Origin of the sequence: Pseudoalteromonas sp. BMB, from assembly GCF_001709235.1 — a bacterium.
GTDB classification, from domain to species: Bacteria; Pseudomonadota; Gammaproteobacteria; order Enterobacterales; family Alteromonadaceae; genus Pseudoalteromonas; species Pseudoalteromonas maricaloris.
The window spans coordinates 1-21,870 of record NZ_MBQA01000161.1; the positions used below are offsets into that span (position 1 = coordinate 1).

Sequence of the window (21,870 nt, forward strand, 5' to 3'; positions counted from 1 at the left end):
AGCGCATTTTCAGCATCTTCTAAAATATCTGGAACGACTTGTGTTAACGCTGCATCGCCTTGATTAATGACAATACCAAACTCTAATAGCAATCCACGTATTTGATTTGAAAGCTGAGTCTTTTGTTTATCTACTAAGGTTCTCGCTTGGCTCAATGACTGCAACGTTTGCTCTTCAACTGTCATGATTTTACAGGGCTTTACGTTATATGCTTGGCTTGCACTGGCAATAGCGAGGACATCATTTGCATCAGTTTTTTGGCCTTGCCTAAACGCTTTTACGAACTTAGGGGGAAGCAACATGACATCATGCCCCAACGACAGGGCTTTGCGAGCAATATGCTGGGCGCTACCGCAAGCTTCCATCACGACCTTTGAACCCTCGGCTTTTGCTAGCAACTCAAGCATAGGTTCGCGTTTCATTGGCTTATTAAATTTGAGTTTATTGCCTTTCAGCTGTGCCACCTGGAAAATGTTTTTTGCCAAGTCGATAGCAATTAAATTAGACTGTGTCATGTATGGACTCCTTATTTGGTAAAAGTGTTTTGCAATATCTTTATACCGTACTCTCCCGTTAAGGGGGGGGGAGTCCATACATCTCCTACTCAGGTCTACCTTTGGTAGGAGCTGATTTGCTCGGCGAGCTTTTAAAACCTGCAAGGTCAGCTTATTCCCACACAATTGTACAGGGTATTACCCCATTAAAATCGCTTGCAACTCTTTAAGAGACCCTACGGTATAGGTTGGCTTGATATGCTCGGGGCAGACTTTGCCATCATGCTTTAACCAACAGCTATCAATCCCAAAGCGGTTTGCGCCTAAAATGTCACTCGCTGGTGTGTCGCCAACCATTAATACTTTGGATTTGTCGGGATTCCCCAACAGCGCTAACGTATGCGCAAAAATACTCGGATCTGGTTTTGCTTTACCTACCAACTCAGAGATCACCACTTCAGAAAAACGATCTACAAGGCCGGTGTGCTCTAAGCGCTTTTGCTGAAGCGCGGCAAATCCGTTGGTAATAATAGCCAAAGTACATTGGCCTTTCAGGCTGTCGAGCAAGGCTTTAGCTCCCGGTAATGGTTGGCAAATTTCTGCCATCGCTGCCAAGAATCCCGCATTGAGTGTTTCAGGTGCGATATCGAGTTTTTCAGCCCAGTGGCTAAAGCGCGTTACCTGAAGTGTTTTTGCGTCAATTTCACCATTTTGATACTGCACCCAAAGTGACGCATTTAAGCTGTTGTACTGCTCATAGTCCTCGTCAGTGAACACAATGTCATATTGAGCAAACAGCGTTTGTAATCCAAGTTTGGCATTAAAGCTAAATAAGGTTTCATCCGCATCAAATAAAATATGTGTGTAGTTCGGCATTATAAGTACATCTCTGGGTGATTAAAGGGCGCCATTGCGAGCAATAAGGCTTGCGTGTAGCTACTTTCTCTGGTGGCAAGATGGTTGGTTAGTAAACCGATAGCACCGCCTTGTTGCTTGATATTAGTGGTATTGAAGAGGTCATCCATTACATGTCCTAGCTCTTCACCTTGTTCAAGACGCGCGTAGACCGATGCCGGTAGCGGCAAATTACAACTACGGCCGACACTCGTACGACGGTTATCCGCAATGACGACATAAGCGAAAGTAGCTGCACCGTATTCAAATTTGGCAGCGCCTCCTTCCATAGCACAATAAAAATCGGCTTGATGATGTTGCTGTAAGTAAGTAACACGATTCTCTGCGCCTTCGCGGGTGGCTTGTTCACCTAAAGGCTGATCCGCAACGAGACTCGGCGCTGAGATACCCTGACAGTCAATTTTTGCATTGGGAAAGTACTGCGCAAAGATGGTTTTTGCAGCATTGATTTTTACTGGGTTTTTAGACCCCACTAAAATGGTAAGCACGTCCATATAACAACTACTCGTGATGCCCTAAAAGGCGTCAGTGTAAAGTGTGATATGGAGCGATGCAAGGAAGCTATTATTCCTAATCAAAACATAAGCTGGGTTAAATCGGTAAATCGACTGGTGCCATATTCTCAAGGGCGCGTTTCTTTACTAATAATTCTTTGATAAGTGGAGTCAGTACTAATTCCATTGCCAGCCCCATTTTCCCGCCCGGCACAACTAACGTGTTTACACGAGACATAAAGCTGCCTTCGATCATTTGTAAGTAGTAAGGGAAATTAACATCTTCGATGCCACGAAAGCGGATAACTACAAAGCTTTCGTCTAATGATGGTATGTCTTTAGCACTAAATGGGTTAGAAGTATCCACGGTAGGCACGCGTTGAAAGTTAATATGCGTGCGAGAAAACTGGGGAGTAATGTGATTAATGTAGTCATCCATTGAGCGCACAATTGACGTCATAACCGCTTCTTTGGAGTGGCCGCGCTCATTGGTATCGCGAATGAGCTTTTGGATCCATTCAAGGTTGATGATAGGCACCATGCCAATCAATAAATCAACATTGCTGGCCACATCATATTCGGGGGTCACGACACCGCCGTGCAGCCCCTCATAAAACAGCATATCGGTGTTTTGTTCCAGTTCTTGATAAGGAGTAAAAGTACCAGGTAGCTGATTAAATGGCACGGCATCGTCAAACGTATGAAGGTAGCGACGGACTTTGCCATTGCCGGTTTCGCCATAGCTTTTGAACAGGCTTTCTAATGCGCCGAAGTCATTAGCTTCTTCACCAAAGTAGCTAATGTGCTTACCTTCTTGCAGCGCTTCGCGACGCAATTTATCCATTTCAGGGCGAGTGTAGCGATGAAAGCTATCGCCTTCGACATAGGCGGCTTTGGTATTAAGACTGCGGAATATGTGTTTTATCGCGCTTGTCGTTGTTGTAGTACCTGCGCCTGAACTACCAGTAATGGCGATAATAGGGTGTTTGTCTGACATAAATCTGCCTTAGCTTTCATCATCCGTTAATTCGATGTTACGCGAAGCAAAGTTTTTGGCAAGCTTTGCTTGAGGGCGAGTGTTGGGTATCATAGCAGGGTGATATAACTACAATGAAAAATCAAAGGAACGTCCATGCCCATTTCAATGCGTGTGAAGCTCGCAGTTTGTCTATTCGCTTTCGCGTCCTGTTTACCGGCTTATTCAGCCATGCCCAAAAGCCAAATATGGCTAGCTGAATTAGGTGAACATTTCAGTGCTAAACCAATTACCGAAAACACCGCGTATTTTAATCAGCCGCTAGTGACTGACTCTGGGGTTTACTATACCGCGGAAGTAAGCGCTGATGGCAATAGCCAAACGGACCTGTTTTTTTATGACTTTCAAAGCCAAAACACAACCAACCTCACGCAATCCCCTGTCTCCGAGTATTCACCCACACTACATCCCAATGGGGAAGGGTTAACGACGATTGTGGTTGAGGGATCCGGTAAGCAAAAACTGTGGTTTTATCCGTTTGATCAGGCGGCAAAACCAAGTCGTGTTTTTGAGCATATTGAACCTGTTGGATATCATGCTTGGGGGAGCAACCAAGATCTGATTATGTTTATTTTAGGTGCGACTGAAACTGCTCCGCATACCTTACAATACACAGATATTAACGGTCATTTACCACAAATTCTTGCCGAAGATATTGGCCGAACTTTGTCTTACAACCGTGCGCGTGACGTGTTTGCTTTTACTTATCAAGTCAATGGCTTGATGTGGTTCGCAACCTACCACAGAGAGAGCGATCATATTCAGCGATTTTTTGCTCTTCCCAGTCAAGTGCAAGATTATACCTGGTTGGATGATAATAAAGTGGCGTATGCACTAGATAATAAAATTTATTACCGAGATTTAAATGCGCCCAAAAAAGTCCACTTATTAAGAAACTTAAGAAGTTACTGTCAGACTTCAATTTCTCGCTTGAGCTTTTTTGATAACAAGCTGGCATTTGTATGCCACAGCGAAGATTGATAGCGATATATTAAATTGCATGTTAAACGCAGTGCATAGACAACAACCATAGGAATAGGTATGACGATTCTCGTAACAGGTGGTGCAGGCTATATTGGCTCTCACACTGTATTAGAGCTGCTACAGCAAGGCAAAAAGGTAGTGGTCGTAGATAATCTAAGCAATTCTCAGCAGACTTCATTACATAGAGTTGCTGAGATAGTAGGAAAGGAAGCCGCATTCCATCAAGGTGATATTCTTGATAAGGCATTTCTTGATAGTGTATTTGCGCAATATGATATTGAAGAAGTGATCCACTTTGCTGGTTTAAAAGCCGTTGGAGAGTCGGTTCAAAAGCCAATCGAGTATTATCAAAACAACGTCCAAGGCACGTTGACGCTCCTTGATGCAATGCGTGACGCCAATGTATTTAAGCTAGTTTTTAGCTCGTCAGCGACGGTCTATGGAGATCCTGCCAGTCTTCCTATTCGTGAAGATTTCCCAGTTGGTGGCACAACCAATCCTTATGGTACGTCAAAGCTGATGGTTGAAATGCTACTACAGGATGTCGCTAAATCAGACCCGCGTTGGGCCTTTGCTATTTTGCGTTACTTTAATCCGGTTGGTGCACACGAGTCGGGGCTAATTGGTGAAGACCCAAATGGTATTCCCAATAACTTACTGCCCTACATCTCACAGGTTGCTGTTGGTAAACTGGCGAGTTTAGGCGTCTTTGGCGACGACTATGACACCAAAGATGGTACGGGCGTGAGAGATTACATTCACGTGGTTGACCTTGCTATTGGCCATTTAAAAGCACTTGAGAAAATCGCAGTAGCAGCAGGCACACATATCTATAACTTAGGCACCGGCAATGGCTACTCGGTACTAGAGATGGTTACCGCGTTTGAAAAGGCAGCGGGCAAAGCTATACCCTATGACATTAAACCGCGTCGCGATGGCGACATTGCCGCTTGTTACGCTGCGCCTGAAAAAGCCAAATCTGAATTAGGCTGGCATGCAGAGCGAGGATTGGATGCCATGATGCAAGATACATGGCGCTGGCAAAGCAATAATCCAAACGGGTATAAATATTAACTAACTTCTTATCCTGAGTTCAGGTTAAATAACCTAAACTCGGGATAACAATCAGAGCCTCTGTTGCTTCTCTTCGCCTTTGCCATTTAGGGTAAAGGCGAGGTTTCATTGAACATCATTACGACATCAATCTTAGTTTCATAAAACTGTCATGCCGTTGTCACCTAAACTCGGTTAAATAATCTGGTATAGACCAGTTTAGAGGCAAGTTATGAACAACGATTATTTACTCCTGACACCAGGCCCGCTCAGTACCTCCCACACAGTGAAAGAAGCCATGTTGAAAGACTGGTGTACTTGGGATGATGAATATAACCAAGGTGTGGTGCAAGTTATTCGCAAGCAGCTTTGTGAAATTGCGGTTGCAGATCCGCAGTATCGCAGTGACTACAGTGCAACCTTAATGCAGGGCAGTGGTACAGCAAGTGTAGAGGCGGCTATTGGGACTTTTATTCCTAAGTCTGGCACTTTACTGGTTATCAATAATGGTGCTTATGGTGCGCGTATTATTGAGATAGCCAATTATCTTAATATTAATGTGATAGCGCTCAACTTTGTTGAAACCGAATTGCCGCAACTAGAGCAGATCTCACAAGCGCTTGAGCAACACCCTGAGATCACCCACGTAGCAATGGTACACTGCGAAACCACAACGGGGATGCTGAATCCGGTTAAGCGCGTAGCTGAGCTTGCGAAACATCACAATAAAGTAATGATCCTTGATGCCATGAGCAGTTTTGGCGGCATTGAGATGGATATGCACGAGTGGCAAATTGATATCCTCATTAGCTCAGCAAATAAATGTATTCAAGGTGTCCCAGGTTTTGGCTTTGTGATCGCGAAAACGGCGCTGCTGGTTGCCTCTGAAGGACAAGCACGTTCACTCTCGTTGGATCTTCACGCCCAGTGGAAAACCATGGAAAATCATCATGGTAAATGGCGTTTTACCTCGCCAACGCATGTTGTCAGGGCTTTTGCCAAAGCACTGGAAGAATTGGCGCAAGAGGGAGGCGCTTCTGCGCGATTTAAGCGCTACAGCGAAAATCAAAAACAGCTCGTTAGCGGCATGAAAGCCCTTGGTTTTGAAGCCTTGTTACCAGAAGCCATGCATTCACCTATTATCACTTCTTTTTATTCACCAAGTGACGAAAGCTATGAGTTTAAGCGCTTTTATGAAGCATTGAAGCAAAAAGGATATGTGATTTACCCCGGCAAAGTATCAAACGCAGATTGCTTTAGGATCGGTAATATTGGCGAAGTGTATGCCGCAGATATTAGCGGGCTACTAGAAGCTATCGCACAAGCAAAATACTGGTAAACCGTCAGAGTAGGAGCCGCTTTACGCGGCGATGGGTTAAGGGGGTTACACCCCTTTAGCTAAATAAATGAGTAGGGAATCTTCAATTGTGTTAACGGTGGCCTAATCTGGGCTATCACCTTCCCATAAAATGATTCTGCACTCATTAAAGCTGGAGGCTAACTAAGAAAAATCACGTTTTACCAAATCACAGATCATCGCTGTGCTAACAGAAGCTGGAAAGTCTCTGGTGTATGTAATAAACGCCGCGTAAGCAATGATATGCATTACAACATTTATTTTTGTAGGTCTAAAAAATTCATCGTTCATATTTCTTTTACTGCAACAGCCCTTTTGTAGTCTCCACCATCAGGCACCACAAAATATGACGCACTGCACTCTTCACAGGTTACTTTGGTATTATCACTCGCCCCTTTTATCTGGCCCGCTTTACCAAGTAGCGGAAGTGTTCGAGAACAATGGCAAAGCCATGCAGCATTGTTACCAGTTGCAATAGCCAACCCCTCTGGTAAATCTTGGAAGACTAGCGGTACTTGCCTTTGTTGCTGTGACATAATTTTTTCCAATATCGGGTGTTCGCATTTACCTTACATCTTTTGACACGTCTTTGGCTTTACTGGGAGCAATCTGAGTACTCTGCTCACCTAGCTTATAAAAGTTCATGCCGAGAGATGTTAAAGCAATCAAGGCCGCAAAGATTGAGACCACAAGTGAAAATTTGAAGCGTCTATCAGCTTGGCGTAGCTCAGCAAGAACTGATGCAAGGTAAGGGAAATTTACACTTTTTAATTCGTTGAGGTAAAAATCGACTGATGTGCCATTCTCTTTCTTGTAGCTGTAAACACTGTTTAGATGATAATACAGCCTGCCAAAGATAATATCTCTATCTACGCCGAAATGATCACCTATTAACTTGCAATCGACCCTAACAAAAACCTTGCATCGCCTACTTTTGTTGTTTTCATCATAAGTGGCGAACTCATAATAATAATGCTTGTAAATGAACCCTAGAATCTCAAGATCCGTTGGTAGTTTACGTATTTTCAAATTAACTCTCCATGCAAATCTAATAACTAGTTGTTTTCATAAGTGTATACCTATTTGGATTTTGGAATAGTCAGTTATGGCATGCTAAACCCAATATCCCACCAATAAATTGTATTTAGACATAGGGTATAGAATTAATGGAGGTGCTTTAGACGCGACGATATATGCGGAAAGGTTGTCGTGCTAAAGCACGACCTACGGGTATGGAGGTTACACGCCTTCAACAATCATTTCTATGGCGTCATGGAGCCAATATTCAATATTGTAATCCACCAATGCTTGCTCGGCGTCGTAGCGGGCGCGCAGTACCTTTAAACAAGGTGCGCCGTTGTTCTTTTCTAATTTGTCGGCAACATCATCGGGTAGTACGGTAACGCTTATCACACACTGTTCAAAGCTGACGTCAACTTGGTAGTGGGTCGACATCACTTCTGTGATTGAACCATCCAGCGGTTGGTTGTGTAAGTCGGCAAAACGTTTGGCTGCACAATAGATCTGTTCCATCATTATTGCGCGACCATCTAACGCGCGTACTCGGGTTAGTTTATACACCGGCTGGCCGTCAAAATGAGAGTGGCTAAACTCAGGCTCTGTGGAAGGGGCATTAATTGCCACTACTTGAGTTGTTGGTGTAAAGCCTTGTTCAATGGCAAGGTGGTTAAAGTTTACTTTTTTAGCTGGATGCCATTTGAGTTTTTCCGGTGTGACAAACCAGCCACGACGCTTTTGGCTAAAGATAAGTCCTTCGGCTTCTAGTCGCGCTAGGGCTTCACGGACGGTGATCCGTGTTGAGCTAAATGTTTCTTGCAGCGCACGCTCTGAAGGCAACTTGGCACCGGACGTCATGCTGCCAGCGGCTAGCAGCGCTTGGATATGGTTTCGAATACGTTGATAAAGCAGCATAATTGAGTCGATAAAACCTTTTGTGACAAGCTTACTATCGTTTTATGACAGGATAAATAGACTTGTAAACTCAGATTGGCCTAACTCGCCAAATAGGCTTCTATTTGGCTAAACCAATAGCTACTCGGCAAAACGGCTAAACTCGGATCTTTCCCTAAATCATCAAAACGACGCAGCGCGATAATGGCGTCCAATTCAGGCAGCTTGGAGAATGCCGCAAGTTCTTCGGGGCTCATTTTTCCGCCTTGTCTTGTTAGCGTTAGTTGGCTGGCTGGAGAGAGGGTTTGGTGATACTTCTCATCAATACTGACCAGATAGCGTTTCGCATCTACGTGATTGCGTACTAGCATTGTCACCGCGTGATCAAAACCAAGTTGAGTCAAATGATCCGCCCCTAAATCGCCATGATTGCTATACCCTTGTGGGGTAAAGTCGGGGTTATGCTGAGACTGAGCAACAAAATGGCCAATATCATGTAAAAATGCAGCGATTTGGGTCGCTTGATCATAACCATTTTCTTTCGCGAGGGTGGCGCATTGCTCGGCATGGTAAATTTGGCTACATGCCTCGTCATAGGTGGCATGACCATATTGCTCGAATAGCTGTTTTATTTGTGCGATGGCATTCACTTTATATACTCCTGCTTCACGTTCGGATCTAATTTTGCTGCGCTGCCACTAAGCTTGCTTAGCCAAACATCGAGTTTATGCGGTGGCGTGTTGTTATCCTCAGCGCTTTCTTTACGGCGAATGGCATTTCTCACCATTAAGGCTCCCGCGGTGCGAAATGGCTCGACGGGAAACTGTTTAAGCGTTTGGTTGACCAAGGCGCAGTGACGCCAGTCGTTATGTTGATTAAGCAGAAGACTTGCTAAGATTTGTCCACCTAAATAGGATTGCACCACGCCGTTACCCGAGTAACCGCTGCCATAAAACACATTGGCTTGACCATTTAAGTGACCAAATAAAGGCATACCAGAGACACTTCGGTCTGAGGGGCCGGTCCAAGTTCTGTCTATCTCGAGTTGGTGATGTGCAAAAAAATGGCTAAATGAGCGTTCAAGAATGGCTTGATAACGGCTAGCACGGTGAAAGGTGTCTCTCACTTGGTTATTGAAACTAAAATAATTTCCGCCTTTGCCAAGCATTAATCGACCGCTTGAGGTGGTGCGGTAGTAATTCACAAAAATGCGTGCATCAATCACCGGAGCACCGTGGTTCAGCCTCATTGCTGCAAGCTTTTCAGGCGCTGGTGTGGTGATCGCCATATCGCTCGAAACCAACACCACGCTGCGAGAAAACTGCGGCAATAAGCTTGGTAGCCAAGCGTTAACGGCAAATACCAGCTGATTGGCTCTGATCTCGCCTTTGTCTGTGGTAATGGTTAGCGTGTCTTGGCCTTGATGCTTTAGGTAGCGGGTGTGTTCAAATACTTTGACCCCAAGGGTTTTTGCCACCTTCATCAGTCCACGCACAAGCTTGGCGGGTTGAACACTACCGGCATGGGGGGAGTAAATTCCAGCAAGGTTGGCATTAGAGCCGGTTGCTTGCAACTGCGCTTCATCCAGTGTTTGCCACGCATTAAGCTGGTGTTGCTCGAGTAGGGTGGTAATGGGGCCAAAGGCATTACGCTGGCTGTGATTAGAAGCCGTATAGTAAGTACCATCAACGCGGCAATCACATTCAATCCCGTGTTTACTGGTAAAGGCTTTAATGTTATGAACGGCCTGCTCCGACTGGCGCACTAAAAAGCAGGCTTGTTCTAAGCCAAACTCTTTAATTAAGCTGGCAAACTTAGTCGACCATGTCAGCATAGCTCCGCCATTACGACCCGAAGCACCTTGTCCACAGAGGTCCTTTTCAATGATGGCGATATTCAGCTCAGGTTTTTGCTTTTTCAGCGTTATGGCTGTCCAAAGGCCAGTAAAGCCGCCACCTATGATACAAACTTGGGTATCTAACGCGCCATGAGACGGCGCGCTTGCTGCGGCTTCAATATCGGCTTGAGTGATTGCTTCATCAAACCAAAAAGGCTGAAAGCGCATTACGGGCGCTCTCCACGGGCAATACGAGCAGAAATATCCACCAAGACCATTTCGATGTCGGCTAGTGAGTCAATCACATAATGCGCACCGGCCTCGCCAAGCTGCTGATAAGCACTAAGGGAACGTGCTTTTTGCTCTTCGTGACCAAGCGCAGTCCATTCTTCTTCGCTAAGTCCCACGGCATTACCCGTTAACGCAAGTCCTACGGTCCACATGCCGGCATTTAATCCCTCGCTAATTCCCGGCGCGGAATCATCGACTTTTACGCATCCTGATACGCGATTAATGCCAAGTCTTTGCACGTTTTCTAACGCCATCCAAGGGCCTGGGCGAGAGCCTGCCGCACATTCATCACTGGCAACCACACAATCTGGTTGATAACCATAGTCGGCAGCGGCAGGCACTAGCACGTCCATCACAGGCTTGGGATATCCAGAACAACTGCCAATCTTAACGCCTTGTTGTTGTAATCGTTTGATCACCGCAAGCACGCCCGGAATGGGGGCTGCTCGGTCGGCGACTTTTGCCTGTTGGAGCGGCATAAAGGTTTGATAAATATGGTCAACATCTGCCGTACTCGGTGCCTGACCAAACTGTGTTTTCCAGCGGGTGCGGACGCTGTCCATTTGTAGCAAGGTATTAATGTGATCCCATTTACCCATTCCCATCGGACCGCGCGCTTCAGCTAAGGAAATATCAAATTGATACGCTTGCTTAAATGCTTCAACAAAAATACTGGTAGGGGCAATCGAACCATAGTCGACCACAGTACCAGCCCAATCCAAAATTAATGCTTCAATGTGTTTCATGTTGCTAAGACTCCTAGCTAGGAAATATGTGATGAAAGTGCCGTGGCGCGTAGTTGCGTTGACGCCTTACGTGGTCGCTTTAATTTCACGGCAAAATAAATAATTGAACTCACTACGAGGGCGCTTGCGATAAACGCTACCCAGTAGCAGGCCATGGTAAAAAAGTGCAGCCAACTGAGCTCAGGTGTGGCAAAAGTTTTATAGAGCAAAATGCCCACTGAGCCGATGTAGCCCGCCGAATCCGCCAGATAAATCAAAAAACCGGCGTTCGCAGTCGAGCCAACTGCTGAGATCATGCGGTCAAACAAAAAGCAGTTATAGGGGATATAACTGATATAAAGACCAGCCCCGAGTAGTACCATCCAAGTTTTAGGATCGAGACTTTGGGTTTGGTATAAATACGTACTACCAGCCAGCAGTGCAGCCCCGAGTAAGACAAAGCCATGGTTGGCAAAAAATGCGATGCGGTTATTTTTAATTAACACCAAAGCGGCAAGCGCAATGAGCACGATAAAGGCGATGCGGATCCCGGCATAAGCAAAAATGGCGGGTTCTTGCCCATACCCTAAGGCCTGCCAGATCTCGGCTGAAAAGTTATCTCTAAAGTCACGAAAGCCGGTAAAGAGTAAAAAGCTAAGCACCAGCACGGTTATTCCAAACCAATACTGTTTAAAAAACGCCAGCCGTGCTTTGCCATCCATTGGCGCGCGCTTTTGTCGTAATTGTTCATCTTCTTGTGTAGGTTCAGGAATGCTATTGAGACAAGCAACGCTAAGTACAAGCAGCGGCAGAAAAATCGCCCCGGTTGCCGCTGGCATCCATAGTTCAGGCACATTGAGTTCACTCACCAGCCATTTGCCCACAGTTCTGACCAATCCAGAGGCTAGAATAAAAGTCACGCTGAGTACCGCACCTAAGATTTCGGTGGTTTTACGACCTTCTAAAAAGCTAAAAACCAAACCCCAGATCATCCCAAGGGAGAGGCCATTGGCAAACAGCCAAACCAGATTCCAGCCCGTAGGAGTAATGGCAAATAGCACCAGTGCGAGCTCGGCGGCTAAAATCATGGCCAAAATCGCACGGCCGCGATAATGATGCTGCATTTCAGCAATCACTTTAACGCCGATAAATTTCGCGCATAGGTAGCCAAACACTTGCGAAAGGATCAAGGCAATTTTAAAGCTAACAACCCAACTTGGGTCATCAAAGGCTTCATAGGTATTGACCGAAAATGGCTTACGAAAGGCGTACATACAAAAGTAAGTCATAAACGCACTGGTCGCGGCAAATAGTACAAAGCCGATACCTTGGGCGTCTTTTAGCCAGCGTGGGCGGGCGTTAAATAGGGTGATCTGCAACATCATAGGATCCTCGGTAATTCGAGGGCAATCCTTTGTGGATTGCCCGTCAACCGGTGTATACCAATCGGCTTAATCAAGTGAATTGGTATTAAAATTGGTAGTTAATGCCGACCATGCCGCGGATACCATAGTATTCCACCTGTAATGGACGGCCCTGCTCACCTTGGTAGTACTGCAATGCTTCATTGGTGAGGTTACTCAGCTCTAGGTAAACTAACGTTTGTTCGTTAAGTTGGTATGACGTTGTAAAGTCGACGCTGGTATTGGCACCATAGTAGCTATCCGATTGGCTATCGCCGCCGTGCTCTTCGATATAAGCACCTTTATGATTAAGTGCTATTCGAGCGGCAAAACGGGTGTCGTCGTAATACAGCGTAAAGTTGTAAAGCTCATTGGCCTGACGTGGAATGGCTACTTTTTCTATGCGCTCTGGGATCTGCATTTCAGAGTCCATAAAGGTCGCATTGGTCATTACCCCAAAGTTGCTCAAACTGTCAGAAATAAAACCAAGGTCGCGGTTAAATGCCAGCTCAATGCCCGCAAGCCAAGCGCTATCGCCGTTTTCAGGACGGATGATGGTCACGCCTTGCTTGTTGTTGTAATTGCCAACGCTGGTGGCTTGGAAGATAGGGTCTTCGATATCTTTGTAGAATACCCCCGCAGAGACCAAGCCAACGCGGTCAAAATAATGTTCCACCATCAAGTCGAGATTATTTGAGTACGTAGGGTCGAGCGCTGGATTTCCTGAGTTAAGCTGATTGTCTTGCTCAAGGTAAGTTGCCCCTGGTGTTAATGAGCCAAAGTCAGGACGGGCAAAGGTGCGAGTTAGTGCAAGGCGATAATTGGTATCGTCATTGGCGCGATAGGTAACATGTAGTGCGGGTAATATTGACCAATAATCATTGCTGTTGGTGGTATCAACAACTTTGTCTTCGTCGGCTAAATAAGTGTAACCAGACACTTCGGTATCGGTGCGGGTAACGCGTAAGCCGCCTAATACTTCCCAGTTGTCGTTAGCTTGGTAAGTTGCCATACCGTAGAGCGAGGTGTGGGTTTCTTCAACATCGAAGTTTCTGCCCAGCGCTCCACCGTTGCTGATGAGTGCTGATTCACCCACATCTAGCTTGAACTTATTGCGATTTTGCGTCCAAAACTGGGCAAGAGCATCGGTGGAAGCCACCTGCGACAACTGCGTGCGATAATCAAACTTGGCTTCGCTTAAGTAATCGCTGCGACCGGGTTGATCGCTTAGAGCAAAGTCTGCAAGCGTTGGCGCTGCGCCATATTGTTCGCTGTCCCACGCGTAAAACTCGTCGGCAAAGTCAGCTTTACGGACTTTGTCACGGTATTTTGCCCCAAATTTAACGGCTAGCTGGTTATTGTATTGCCAGTCAAAGTCGGCATTGGCTACCAGTCTGTCTTTTTCGTTGACGTAGACTTTGTATAGCTCAACCCAAGACAAACCCATTTTGCTTGGATCGAGTGTAAAGCCCGAGGGGAAGTGATTACTAATGGCATTCCAAGGATCGCTGCCGCCGTCTACTTGGTTGTAAGCATAATTTTTACCGGTATCGCGGTCTTCAAGTCCAACATATCCCACATTTTTTTGATCAAAACGGGCGACAAAATAGCTGTTGTCTTCACTGTTGGGTTTGTCGCCATAGCGGAACTCATTTTCGTACGTGGCTAGTTGCCAAGAGAGCGTTTTATCAAAGCCAAAGTCATGTTCACCTGCAATTTCAAAGCCTTGCATTTCGGTGATGAGTTCGTTGCGAATATGCTGCAGCTCAGCACGGTCTTTATCAAAACGCAGCCTGTGCTTATAGTGGGTTTCATCATCAATCAGTGTGCCATACAGCGCGCTGGCGCTCAGCGTGCCGTTTTCAAGTTGATATTCCAGCGAGCCATTTAAGCCATAAGTTTCACGGGTGCCCGTATAATCACGCAGCTCTAAGCGGTAAATACCTAAGCCATCGTTACCTCGGCGCGGCTCATAGTTATCGGTTGCCCAATCACGCTGCCAAGCTGTGGCGTTAATAATAAAACCCAGCTTGTCGTCGAGTAGACGGTCGCCATACACCACATTGGCAGAATAGTTTGTGCCATCGGCCAGTTCATTTTGGCCCACAGCGAAGTTAGTTTTGAGGATAAAATCATCAGCGCCTTTTTTGGTCACGAAATTAACATTACCGCCAATCGCATCGCCTTCCATGTCAGGGGGGATAGCCTTAGACACTTCCACAAATTCAATCAATTCGCTTGGAAAAAAGTCGAACGCAGTAGCGCGGCTGGTGGTTTCCTCTTCAGCGGTTGGAAGGCGGTTACCGTTGATGCTGGCCGAACTCCATTGTGACGGTAAACCGCGCACTGCAACAAAGCGGCCTTCACCTTGGTCACGCTCTATCGACACACCTGGAATACGTTGCACGGCTTCAGCGGCATTTCTATCTGGTAATTTACCAATCCCATCGGCAGAAATGATACTTTTGATATTACTGGCATTTTTTTGGTTATTTGCTGCGGCCATTGCGCCACGGAAGATTTGCCCAACCGTGACCACTTCTTCCATCGTTTGTTGTTGGTTTAATAAGATTGGAGACAAGGTAGTGACTTTGCCATCAGTTACCTCAACCTGAAGTTCAGTTTCCTGATAACCCATATATTTCACGACTAAGGTGTAGCGACCGGCATCTAGTTTTGGCAGTTCAAAGCGACCACGATAATCAGATACAGTGGATACATCTTGGCCTTTTACCGAGATAACGGCGCCAGACAGATTACTTTGTGGGTCTTTTATAACACCAACAAGTTTACCTGTCGCAGCATATAAGCTGGGACTGGTGGCGAGTAACACGGCAGCAGCGATTTGGGTTAGTTTTTTCATTGCTCTTTTCTCAAAAGTTTGGGTTAATTTTCTGGTCTAGTCCAGTTTGTTGCAGATAGAGTAATGACGGTTTTTTACATTCCGATGACACAAAGGTGAAAAATTAATTAGTGCCTGCAGCTCTTTGTTGTTTAATTCGCTTTATAGGAGATAGGAGGATGTTGTTAGATGTTTGGCTTAACTGAATAAGATTTGTCATACTCGCGTTATCAGCAGCAAGTTTTCAGTAAAGGAATGGCAACGTGATTTATGCTTTGATTGCGGCGATTGGACTTTCTCTTTTTATCTATAGCATTACAGCTCGGCAACTAGATAGGGCGGAGCTCACCGCACCTATGTGGTTTGTGCTAACGGGCGGGGCGATAGGCTTTGTGCTTGGTAATATTAAAGGAGGGCAACAAGCTTTAGCGGTAGATATTAATGGCTTACAGACTTGGTTGCCGATTATTGAGCTGACGCTTGCTATTTATTTATTTTCCGATGCTGCAAAAACGCGATTACGGGTGTTATCTCACAGCTTTCAGTTACCGGTTAAATTATTACTCGGGCTGCCATTAACCATGGTATTCGGCGCTTGGGTGGCCCATGAGCTATTTCATTTATCTTGGTTGGCTTGCTTTTTAATTGCGGTGATCATCACTCCAACCGATGCCACTTTATGCAAAACCTTCATTCAGGATAAGTCTGTGCCCACGAGATTACGTGAGGCAATTAATGTGGAAAGTGGCTTGAATGATGGCCTGTGTATTCCGGTATTTCTGTTTTTACTGGGAGTATTAGCTGAGCGAATGCAAGCGACGACTGAATCATTTGCTTGGATTTTTATACGTGAAGTGGGGATTGCACTCGTTGTCGCGGGGTTACTGACTGGGGTGATCATTTGGTTACTTAAACGCGCCTATCAACATCATTACTTTGCGTCTAAAACCAGCCCTTTTCTCTTTGTTGGCATCGCTTTTTTAGTTTTCTCGGTAACCCAAGCTTTGCATGGCAGCGGTTTTATCGCTGCATTTGTCAGCGGTTTACTGTTTGATAAGTATTATCGTGATGAGTTTAAAGATCAGCTTATCGAAGAAGGCGAGCACCTCGCCGAATTTGCGGCTTTTATGATCTGGATAGTATTTGGTTTGTCGGCAAGTGTAGTGCTGTTAAATGTTACCCAATGGCAGGTTTGGGTGTACGCAGTGTTAGCAACCGCCATGTTTAGATTGATCCCGGTATTCCTCTGCTTGTTAGGTGGTGAACTGACAACCAAAGAGCGCTTTACGTTAGCTTGGTTTGGCCCCAAGGGATTGGCTTCGGTGGTGCTCACCTTAATGCTACTCAGCGAAGAGTTGCCAAATGGTTTGCAAATTACTCAAGTGGCAATGGCAACGGTGCTGTTGAGCATTTTTGTATTTGGATTATCCAGTCGACCCATTTCTAAATTATTTACCAGTGCTTCAGGTCGAGAGTGATTACTCTAAATCACAACTGGAGTAGCGTGTGATTTCGTATCTGAATTGTACTGTTATATTGTAACTTATTGTGAAATAAAATATTTTTTGTCACTTTGCTGAAATAAAAAAGTCATGTAACGCGCCTAGACTGTGCCCGCCTTACAGACAAATATTACGTTTCAGGAACAGTACAATGAATAAAAAGTTACTTACAGTTGCTATCTCTGCAATTCTACTTACCGCGTGTGATGACGATACAAAAACCGTTGAGGTGATCAAAGAAGTTGAAGTCATCAAAGAAGTACCAGTGCAAGAAGTGACACAAGTAAAAAATGTGATCCTTATGATCGGTGACGGTATGGGACCACAGCAAGTTGGCTTACTTGAAGAGTATGCTCAGCGCGCGCCAAACTCAACTTATAAAAACAAAGGCAATCAAACTGCGCTGTCTAAACTTGCTGCGGGTGGCCACTTAGGCCTTTCCATGAACGCACCACATGGCGCGACTGGCAGTCTAGTGACCGACTCTGCTTGTTCGGCAACACAATTAGCAACCGGCCTTGCCGCAGGCTCTGAAATGATAGGCCTTGATGCCGATGGCAATAAAGTAGCGACTATCTTAGAAAAAGCCAAAGCCGCGGGTAAAGCGACGGGTCTTGTTTCAGATACGCGTATTACGCATGCGACGCCAGCAGCATTTGCTGCTCATATGCCGCACCGTTCATACGAAGCTGAAATCGCTGAGCAATTAGTTCGCTCTGGCAGCGTTGACGTGATGTTATCTGGTGGCGCTCGCGTATTTGTACCAAAGAGCACGCCTGACAATGCTGAAGTAAAAGCACAACTTGACGCACTTGGCATGCCTAGTAGCGTATATAAAAGTTCAAAGCGTGGAGATGAAACTAACCTAGTTGTTGAAGCAAAAGAGCAACATGGTTATGGCCTTGCTTTTGATAAAGCACAATTAAGCAGTTTTGAAGGCGAAAAAGTACTAGGTCTATTCGCAAACTCTGGTATGAGTGACGCAATTGCTTACAAAGCTTGTCAACAAAGCAACAGCTGTACTCAGCCTTCATTAAAAGAAATGACGGTGAAAGCGCTTGATATCTTGTCTAAAGATGAAGATGGCTTTTTCTTGATGATTGAAGGTGGTCAAATTGACTGGGCGGGTCACGCAAACGATGCAGGTTGGATGCTAAACGAGCTGCTTAAATTTGATGAAGCCGTTGAAGCTGTTCATGAGTGGGTAAAAGACCGTAACGATACGCTAGTCGTTGTGACTGCGGACCATGAAACGGGTAGTTTTGGCTTTAGTTATTCAAAGCATGAGCGTCCTGAAGCACAAACGCTGTCTGGCGATGGTATGTATGTAAATGGTGTTGCTAAAGAATATCATCCTAACTTTAACTTTGGTCCACTTGCGCAACTAGACAAGCTTTACGCGCAAACAGGCACCTTCTTCGATATCCTTGCAGAAGCTGCGCCTGATGAAGCCTATGAGAATGTATCGGGCCCAACTTGGAAAGCGACTATTGAAGATATGACGGCTTACACGGTGACGCTAGATAATGCAGAGAAGGTTGGTCAAAGTGTCTATGACGATAATGATGCAACGATGATCCCTGCGTTTGAGGACTTCGGTGACTTTTATGTATACGCCAAAGAAGATTACACCGGAAAAATCGCTCGCGCGATTGCTTCAGAGCAAAGCGTAGTGTGGGGTACTGGTACGCATACGGCTGCGCCAGTACCAGTTTATACTTTCGGTCCTGCGGGCGTAACTAAGCAGTTCTCAACCATGCAGCACCATGTGGATGTTGCAAACAAAATGATGACTGCGCTTGGTTTAACTGAATAAACCAAGCACCTAGATTTAAGTAACTTCAGTTAAGCCACAGCAATGTGGCTTTTTTCTGTCATTAAGGTTAGAAACTCGCGTTGTGGTAGCGGTTTTGAATAGTAATAACCCTGACCAAAATCACATCCAGCCTGTTTTAATAGCTGATGCTGAGTCGCGGTCTCAACGCCTTCAGCGATGACTTTTAAGCCTAGGCGATGAGCCATCAAAATAATGGTTTCACACAGGGTTAAATCGTCTGCATTGGTTGCGATGCCATCGACGAAGCGCTTATCAATTTTCACAAAGTGACAATCTAATTGCTTTAGATACGCAAGTGATGAGTAACCCGTGCCAAAGTCATCTAACGCAAATTGAAAACCTTGCTGCTTTAAGCGTTCAACTCGTTGTTTTGTGCGGCTATCATTGTGCATCATCATTCCCTCCGTAACTTCTAAAACCACGTGTTCAGGGGGGATCGCAAGCGTCGTGAGTTTGTCACTCCAGCTTGCTAAGGTGCAATTTTTAGCGGCAAATTGGACCGGTGACACATTGATGCTAATTTGTGTTGTATGGCCTAAGTGCTGTAGTTGCGTCAACGTGTCAACAGACTGCGCAAAGGCTAAATCTCCAATATGGTGAATGAGCTGAGTTTCTTCGGCTAACGGAATAAACTCTGCTGGACTCACCATGCCTTGCTCTGGGTGTCGCCAGCGGATCAAGGCCTCGGCTTTGGCGACGCGATTATCGTCAAGTGACACGATTGGCTGGTAGTGCATTTCAAATTGATTGTTATGCAGTGCAGTACGAATACCTTTGAGCATTTGCATTCTAGATTCCGCGACTTTGCGTAAGGTGTCATCAAAAATCACGTAGCCATTGCGACCTTGTTGCTTTGCTCGATACATTGCTTGATCGGCGGCCTTTAATAGGGCTTCTGCGCCATTACCATCTGTTGGTGCGGTGGCAATCCCCATACTTGCCGTGATATGGCACTGCTCATCTTTGATCTCAAACGGTTGTTTAAGTGCTGATTGGATCTGGGAGGCCAATGCTTTGCATGTTGTTTTGTGTTCGTCATCTTCCAACACAAAGACAAACTCATCACCTCCAATGCGAGATAAAAACGCGTGCGGAGCCATACCCTTCAAACGTTGCGCGACTAACTTTAAGAGTAAGTCACCGTAATAATGGCCTAAAGTGTCGTTAATATCTTTGAAATTGTCGAGATCGAGTAACAACACGGCGGTTTGCTGTTGTCCGCTGGCAACCTGCTTTTTTAAGTGCTTTTTAAGTCCTACGCGGTTGTGAAGATCGGTTAATTCATCAAAATGTGCTTGTTTCCAGATCAGCGCATCTTTACGCTTAACTTCGGTAATATCGGTGAAGATCGCGACACGGCGATAAATCTCACGGTTGCTATCATAAACGCTATCAATAGTTAGCCATTCGGTGTAAAGCTCGCCATTTTTCTTACGGTTGACAATCTCACCTTGCCAACGGCCGTGTTCGTTAAGCTGCTGCCACATTAATTCGTAAAAGCTACGGTCGTGTTGACCCGATCCTAACATGGCAGTGGACTTACCCAGCACCTCTGAGCGTGAGTAACCAGTTACACGCGTAAAGGCGAGGTTGACGTCCAAGATAAAGCCATTAGCATCCGTGATGATCATGCACTCGCTACTATTGTTGTACACCAATGCTGCAAGGTTTAGTGCCTCTTCTTGATGCTTACGTTGACTAATATCTCGGAAAATCAGCAACGCCTGAGGATGGGATTCAATGGCGCACAGGCGACATTCAACTACTTGATTGCTGGTTGGAGAAAACTCGAGTTGCACATAGGTTTTATCGTTTAGCAGTGCCAGTTCTGCTCGGATCCGCTTATAAATATGTTCTGGTAGCAACTCTCTCAGCGTTTGTGCCTTATCGGTATAATCACCATAGCGAGATAAGACCTGAGCCTGTTGATCTAAGCGCACATAGCTATCGGGGAGTGCATTAATCAAGGCTTTTACAACTGCAAGTCTATGATTTGCATTGTCTTCAGCGGCTAGGCGTGTTTGTGCCATATGAGCAAAACGTTCGGCGATATGCTCAAATTCACTGGGTACTTTGGTTGCATCAAAACGGGGATCTTGCTTGCCCGACTCAAGCTTTGCAATAGCATGCTTGAGTGCACTAAGCGGTTTTAAAAGCTGTTGTTTTAATTGCCAATGGGTTTGCCAAAACAAAATGCATACAAGCACAAAGAAGATCCCTAAAAAGAGCGCAAAACGCTTGTCTATGCTACTCAACTGGGACTCAAAATCGAAACTAAAGTAGATTTGTAACGCTCGGTTGCTGTTATTGAGTGATTGCTTTACATACACCAAGCGATTGCCTTCTGGGGTGTTTAGTAGCGTCGCCTGCGTGCTTAAATTGCTTGGCCAAGAACTGCTAACAGCACGACCAAGCTCTGTATTTGCTGCTGGATATTGCGCAATGATTTGCGCTTTAGCGTCGGCAATCATTACCCGAGTACCAACAGGAAGAGGCAGTTTTGCAAGGGTCTGGCTCCAATGCGTTAAGCCTTTCACCGCAACAAGCATAAATAAAAATTGTTGCTGATCATCGTAAATTGGTAGCGCGAAGTTGACTGTTGCACGCTGCATGCTGCGGTCAATTTGATACTCACCAATACTAAACTGGGCAGTGCGCATTGCGGTTTTAAAGTAGCCACGATCGGCGATATTGATCTCGCGTTGATCTGCTTGATGCGTAGTACAAAGTACCTTCCCTTGTGCGTCAACTATGCCAAGGTTAGCTAGGTTGGGGCTGAGCAGCATCGCGTGATAAAGCAGCGGCGGACATTTACCGTGCTCTACAGTAAGGTGATCAATACGGGTCGACAGTTGCTGTAACACTTGTTCTGTATCTGCGAGTTCTACCTGCTGGATCGCCGCAACTTGTTTGGCGTAATGCAGCGCCTGTTGTGACTGTTGTGTTAATGCCTGCTGACGTTGCTCACATAATAGAAATAAAATAATGATCAGACATGGCAAGCACAGTAGAACGAGTAAGCGATAAAATCGAAACTGTATTGAAGATTTCAGAATAATCCCACCTATGGAGCTGATCAGAGAGCGCGAATGATACCGAATCGAGTAGGGACAACCAAGCTAATTTGCATAAATAATTCAGCTGCAAAAGCATCCTTAAGCAAGGGTTAACAAATGGAATTTTTAATTT

At 45.5% G+C, this 21,870-nt stretch carries 19 protein-coding genes; 5 read left to right on the forward strand and 14 right to left on the reverse strand.

Annotated features, from left to right (window positions below; translation table 11 throughout):
* From BB427_RS11030 to BB427_RS11045, 4 genes are all read right to left on the reverse strand, one after another.
* On the reverse strand, nucleotides 1-515 hold a 515-nt coding region (locus BB427_RS11030), incomplete at its 3' end, for an IS110 family transposase (protein WP_175401273.1).
* A gap of 177 nt (nucleotides 516-692) precedes the next feature.
* Nucleotides 693-1,370, reverse strand: coding sequence for a pyrimidine 5'-nucleotidase (gene yjjG / locus BB427_RS11035; protein WP_069020724.1), 678 nt, complete (start codon nucleotides 1,368-1,370; stop codon nucleotides 693-695).
* Entirely contained in the window at nucleotides 1,370-1,903 is a 534-nt protein-coding gene (gene yjjX / locus BB427_RS11040; protein ID WP_010605825.1) for an inosine/xanthosine triphosphatase, read from the reverse strand. Before yjjX ends, yjjG begins: the two co-directional genes overlap by 1 nt.
* A 97-nt stretch (nucleotides 1,904-2,000) precedes the next feature.
* Nucleotides 2,001-2,900 carry a phosphoribulokinase gene (locus BB427_RS11045; RefSeq protein ID WP_010368692.1) on the reverse strand — a complete coding sequence of 300 codons (900 nt, stop codon included), beginning with the start codon at nucleotides 2,898-2,900 and terminating at the stop codon, nucleotides 2,001-2,003.
* A gap of 135 nt (nucleotides 2,901-3,035) precedes the next feature.
* On the opposite strand from BB427_RS11045, the gene BB427_RS11050 reads away from it, so the two are divergent.
* The 3 genes from BB427_RS11050 (at nucleotide 3,036) to phnW (ending at nucleotide 6,315) form a co-directional block, all read left to right on the forward strand.
* Nucleotides 3,036-3,920 carry a hypothetical protein gene (locus tag BB427_RS11050; RefSeq protein ID WP_069020725.1) on the forward strand — a complete coding sequence of 295 codons (885 nt, stop codon included), beginning with the start codon at nucleotides 3,036-3,038 and terminating at the stop codon, nucleotides 3,918-3,920.
* A 60-nt stretch (nucleotides 3,921-3,980) separates the two neighbouring features.
* Complete coding sequence (galE, locus tag BB427_RS11055) at nucleotides 3,981-4,997, forward strand: UDP-glucose 4-epimerase GalE (protein ID WP_069020726.1); 1,017 nt, start codon at nucleotides 3,981-3,983, stop codon at nucleotides 4,995-4,997.
* Between the two features lie 211 nt (nucleotides 4,998-5,208).
* A complete protein-coding gene (phnW, locus tag BB427_RS11060) occupies nucleotides 5,209-6,315 on the forward strand; it encodes a 2-aminoethylphosphonate--pyruvate transaminase (protein WP_069020727.1) in 1,107 nt (368 codons plus the stop codon).
* A gap of 162 nt (nucleotides 6,316-6,477) precedes the next feature.
* Here phnW and BB427_RS24470 read toward each other — a convergent pair whose 3' ends face one another.
* The 9 genes from BB427_RS24470 to BB427_RS11100 all read right to left on the reverse strand — a co-directional run bounded on the left by BB427_RS24470 (nucleotide 6,478) and on the right by BB427_RS11100 (nucleotide 15,363).
* Nucleotides 6,478-6,624: a hypothetical protein gene (locus tag BB427_RS24470; protein ID WP_175401274.1), complete on the reverse strand. Its 147-nt coding sequence runs from the start codon at nucleotides 6,622-6,624 to the stop codon at nucleotides 6,478-6,480.
* Nucleotides 6,621-6,869, reverse strand: a complete 249-nt coding sequence (locus BB427_RS11065) for a hypothetical protein (protein ID WP_069020729.1) — start codon at nucleotides 6,867-6,869, stop codon at nucleotides 6,621-6,623. The genes BB427_RS24470 and BB427_RS11065 overlap by 4 nt, the downstream gene beginning before the upstream one ends.
* A gap of 28 nt (nucleotides 6,870-6,897) precedes the next feature.
* Nucleotides 6,898-7,362 carry a hypothetical protein gene (locus BB427_RS11070; protein ID WP_069020731.1) on the reverse strand — a complete coding sequence of 155 codons (465 nt, stop codon included), beginning with the start codon at nucleotides 7,360-7,362 and terminating at the stop codon, nucleotides 6,898-6,900.
* Nucleotides 7,363-7,572: 210 nt separating this feature from the next.
* Nucleotides 7,573-8,265 (reverse strand): UTRA domain-containing protein, encoded by a 693-nt coding sequence (locus BB427_RS11075; protein ID WP_069020733.1) that lies wholly within the window; start codon nucleotides 8,263-8,265, stop codon nucleotides 7,573-7,575.
* Nucleotides 8,266-8,345: 80 nt separating this feature from the next.
* A complete protein-coding gene (locus BB427_RS11080; protein ID WP_069020735.1) occupies nucleotides 8,346-8,894 on the reverse strand; it encodes an HD domain-containing protein in 549 nt (182 codons plus the stop codon).
* Entirely contained in the window at nucleotides 8,891-10,309 is a 1,419-nt protein-coding gene (locus tag BB427_RS11085) for an FAD-dependent oxidoreductase (RefSeq protein ID WP_069020737.1), read from the reverse strand. Before BB427_RS11085 ends, BB427_RS11080 begins: the two co-directional genes overlap by 4 nt.
* The gene (gene phnX / locus BB427_RS11090; protein ID WP_069020739.1) at nucleotides 10,309-11,118 is read right to left on the reverse strand and encodes a phosphonoacetaldehyde hydrolase; all 810 of its coding nucleotides are present in this window, start codon (nucleotides 11,116-11,118) and stop codon (nucleotides 10,309-10,311) included. Before phnX ends, BB427_RS11085 begins: the two co-directional genes overlap by 1 nt.
* 17 nt (nucleotides 11,119-11,135) lie before the next feature.
* The gene (locus tag BB427_RS11095) at nucleotides 11,136-12,482 is read right to left on the reverse strand and encodes a DUF5690 family protein (RefSeq protein ID WP_226899329.1); all 1,347 of its coding nucleotides are present in this window, start codon (nucleotides 12,480-12,482) and stop codon (nucleotides 11,136-11,138) included.
* An 85-nt stretch (nucleotides 12,483-12,567) separates the two neighbouring features.
* On the reverse strand, nucleotides 12,568-15,363 hold the full coding sequence (locus BB427_RS11100; RefSeq protein WP_069020743.1) for a TonB-dependent receptor: 2,796 nt from the start codon (nucleotides 15,361-15,363) through the stop codon (nucleotides 12,568-12,570).
* 242 nt (nucleotides 15,364-15,605) lie between these two features.
* Here BB427_RS11100 and BB427_RS11105 point away from each other — a divergent pair, with 242 nt between their 5' ends.
* Entirely contained in the window at nucleotides 15,606-16,820 is a 1,215-nt protein-coding gene (locus BB427_RS11105; RefSeq protein ID WP_069020745.1) for a cation:proton antiporter, read from the forward strand.
* A gap of 175 nt (nucleotides 16,821-16,995) precedes the next feature.
* A complete protein-coding gene (locus BB427_RS11110; RefSeq protein WP_010605809.1) occupies nucleotides 16,996-18,660 on the forward strand; it encodes an alkaline phosphatase in 1,665 nt (554 codons plus the stop codon).
* 29 nt (nucleotides 18,661-18,689) lie between these two features.
* Here BB427_RS11110 and BB427_RS11115 read toward each other — a convergent pair whose 3' ends face one another.
* Entirely contained in the window at nucleotides 18,690-21,683 is a 2,994-nt protein-coding gene (locus BB427_RS11115; RefSeq protein WP_069020747.1) for a bifunctional diguanylate cyclase/phosphodiesterase, read from the reverse strand.
* Nucleotides 21,684-21,870: the final 187 nt, after the last annotated feature.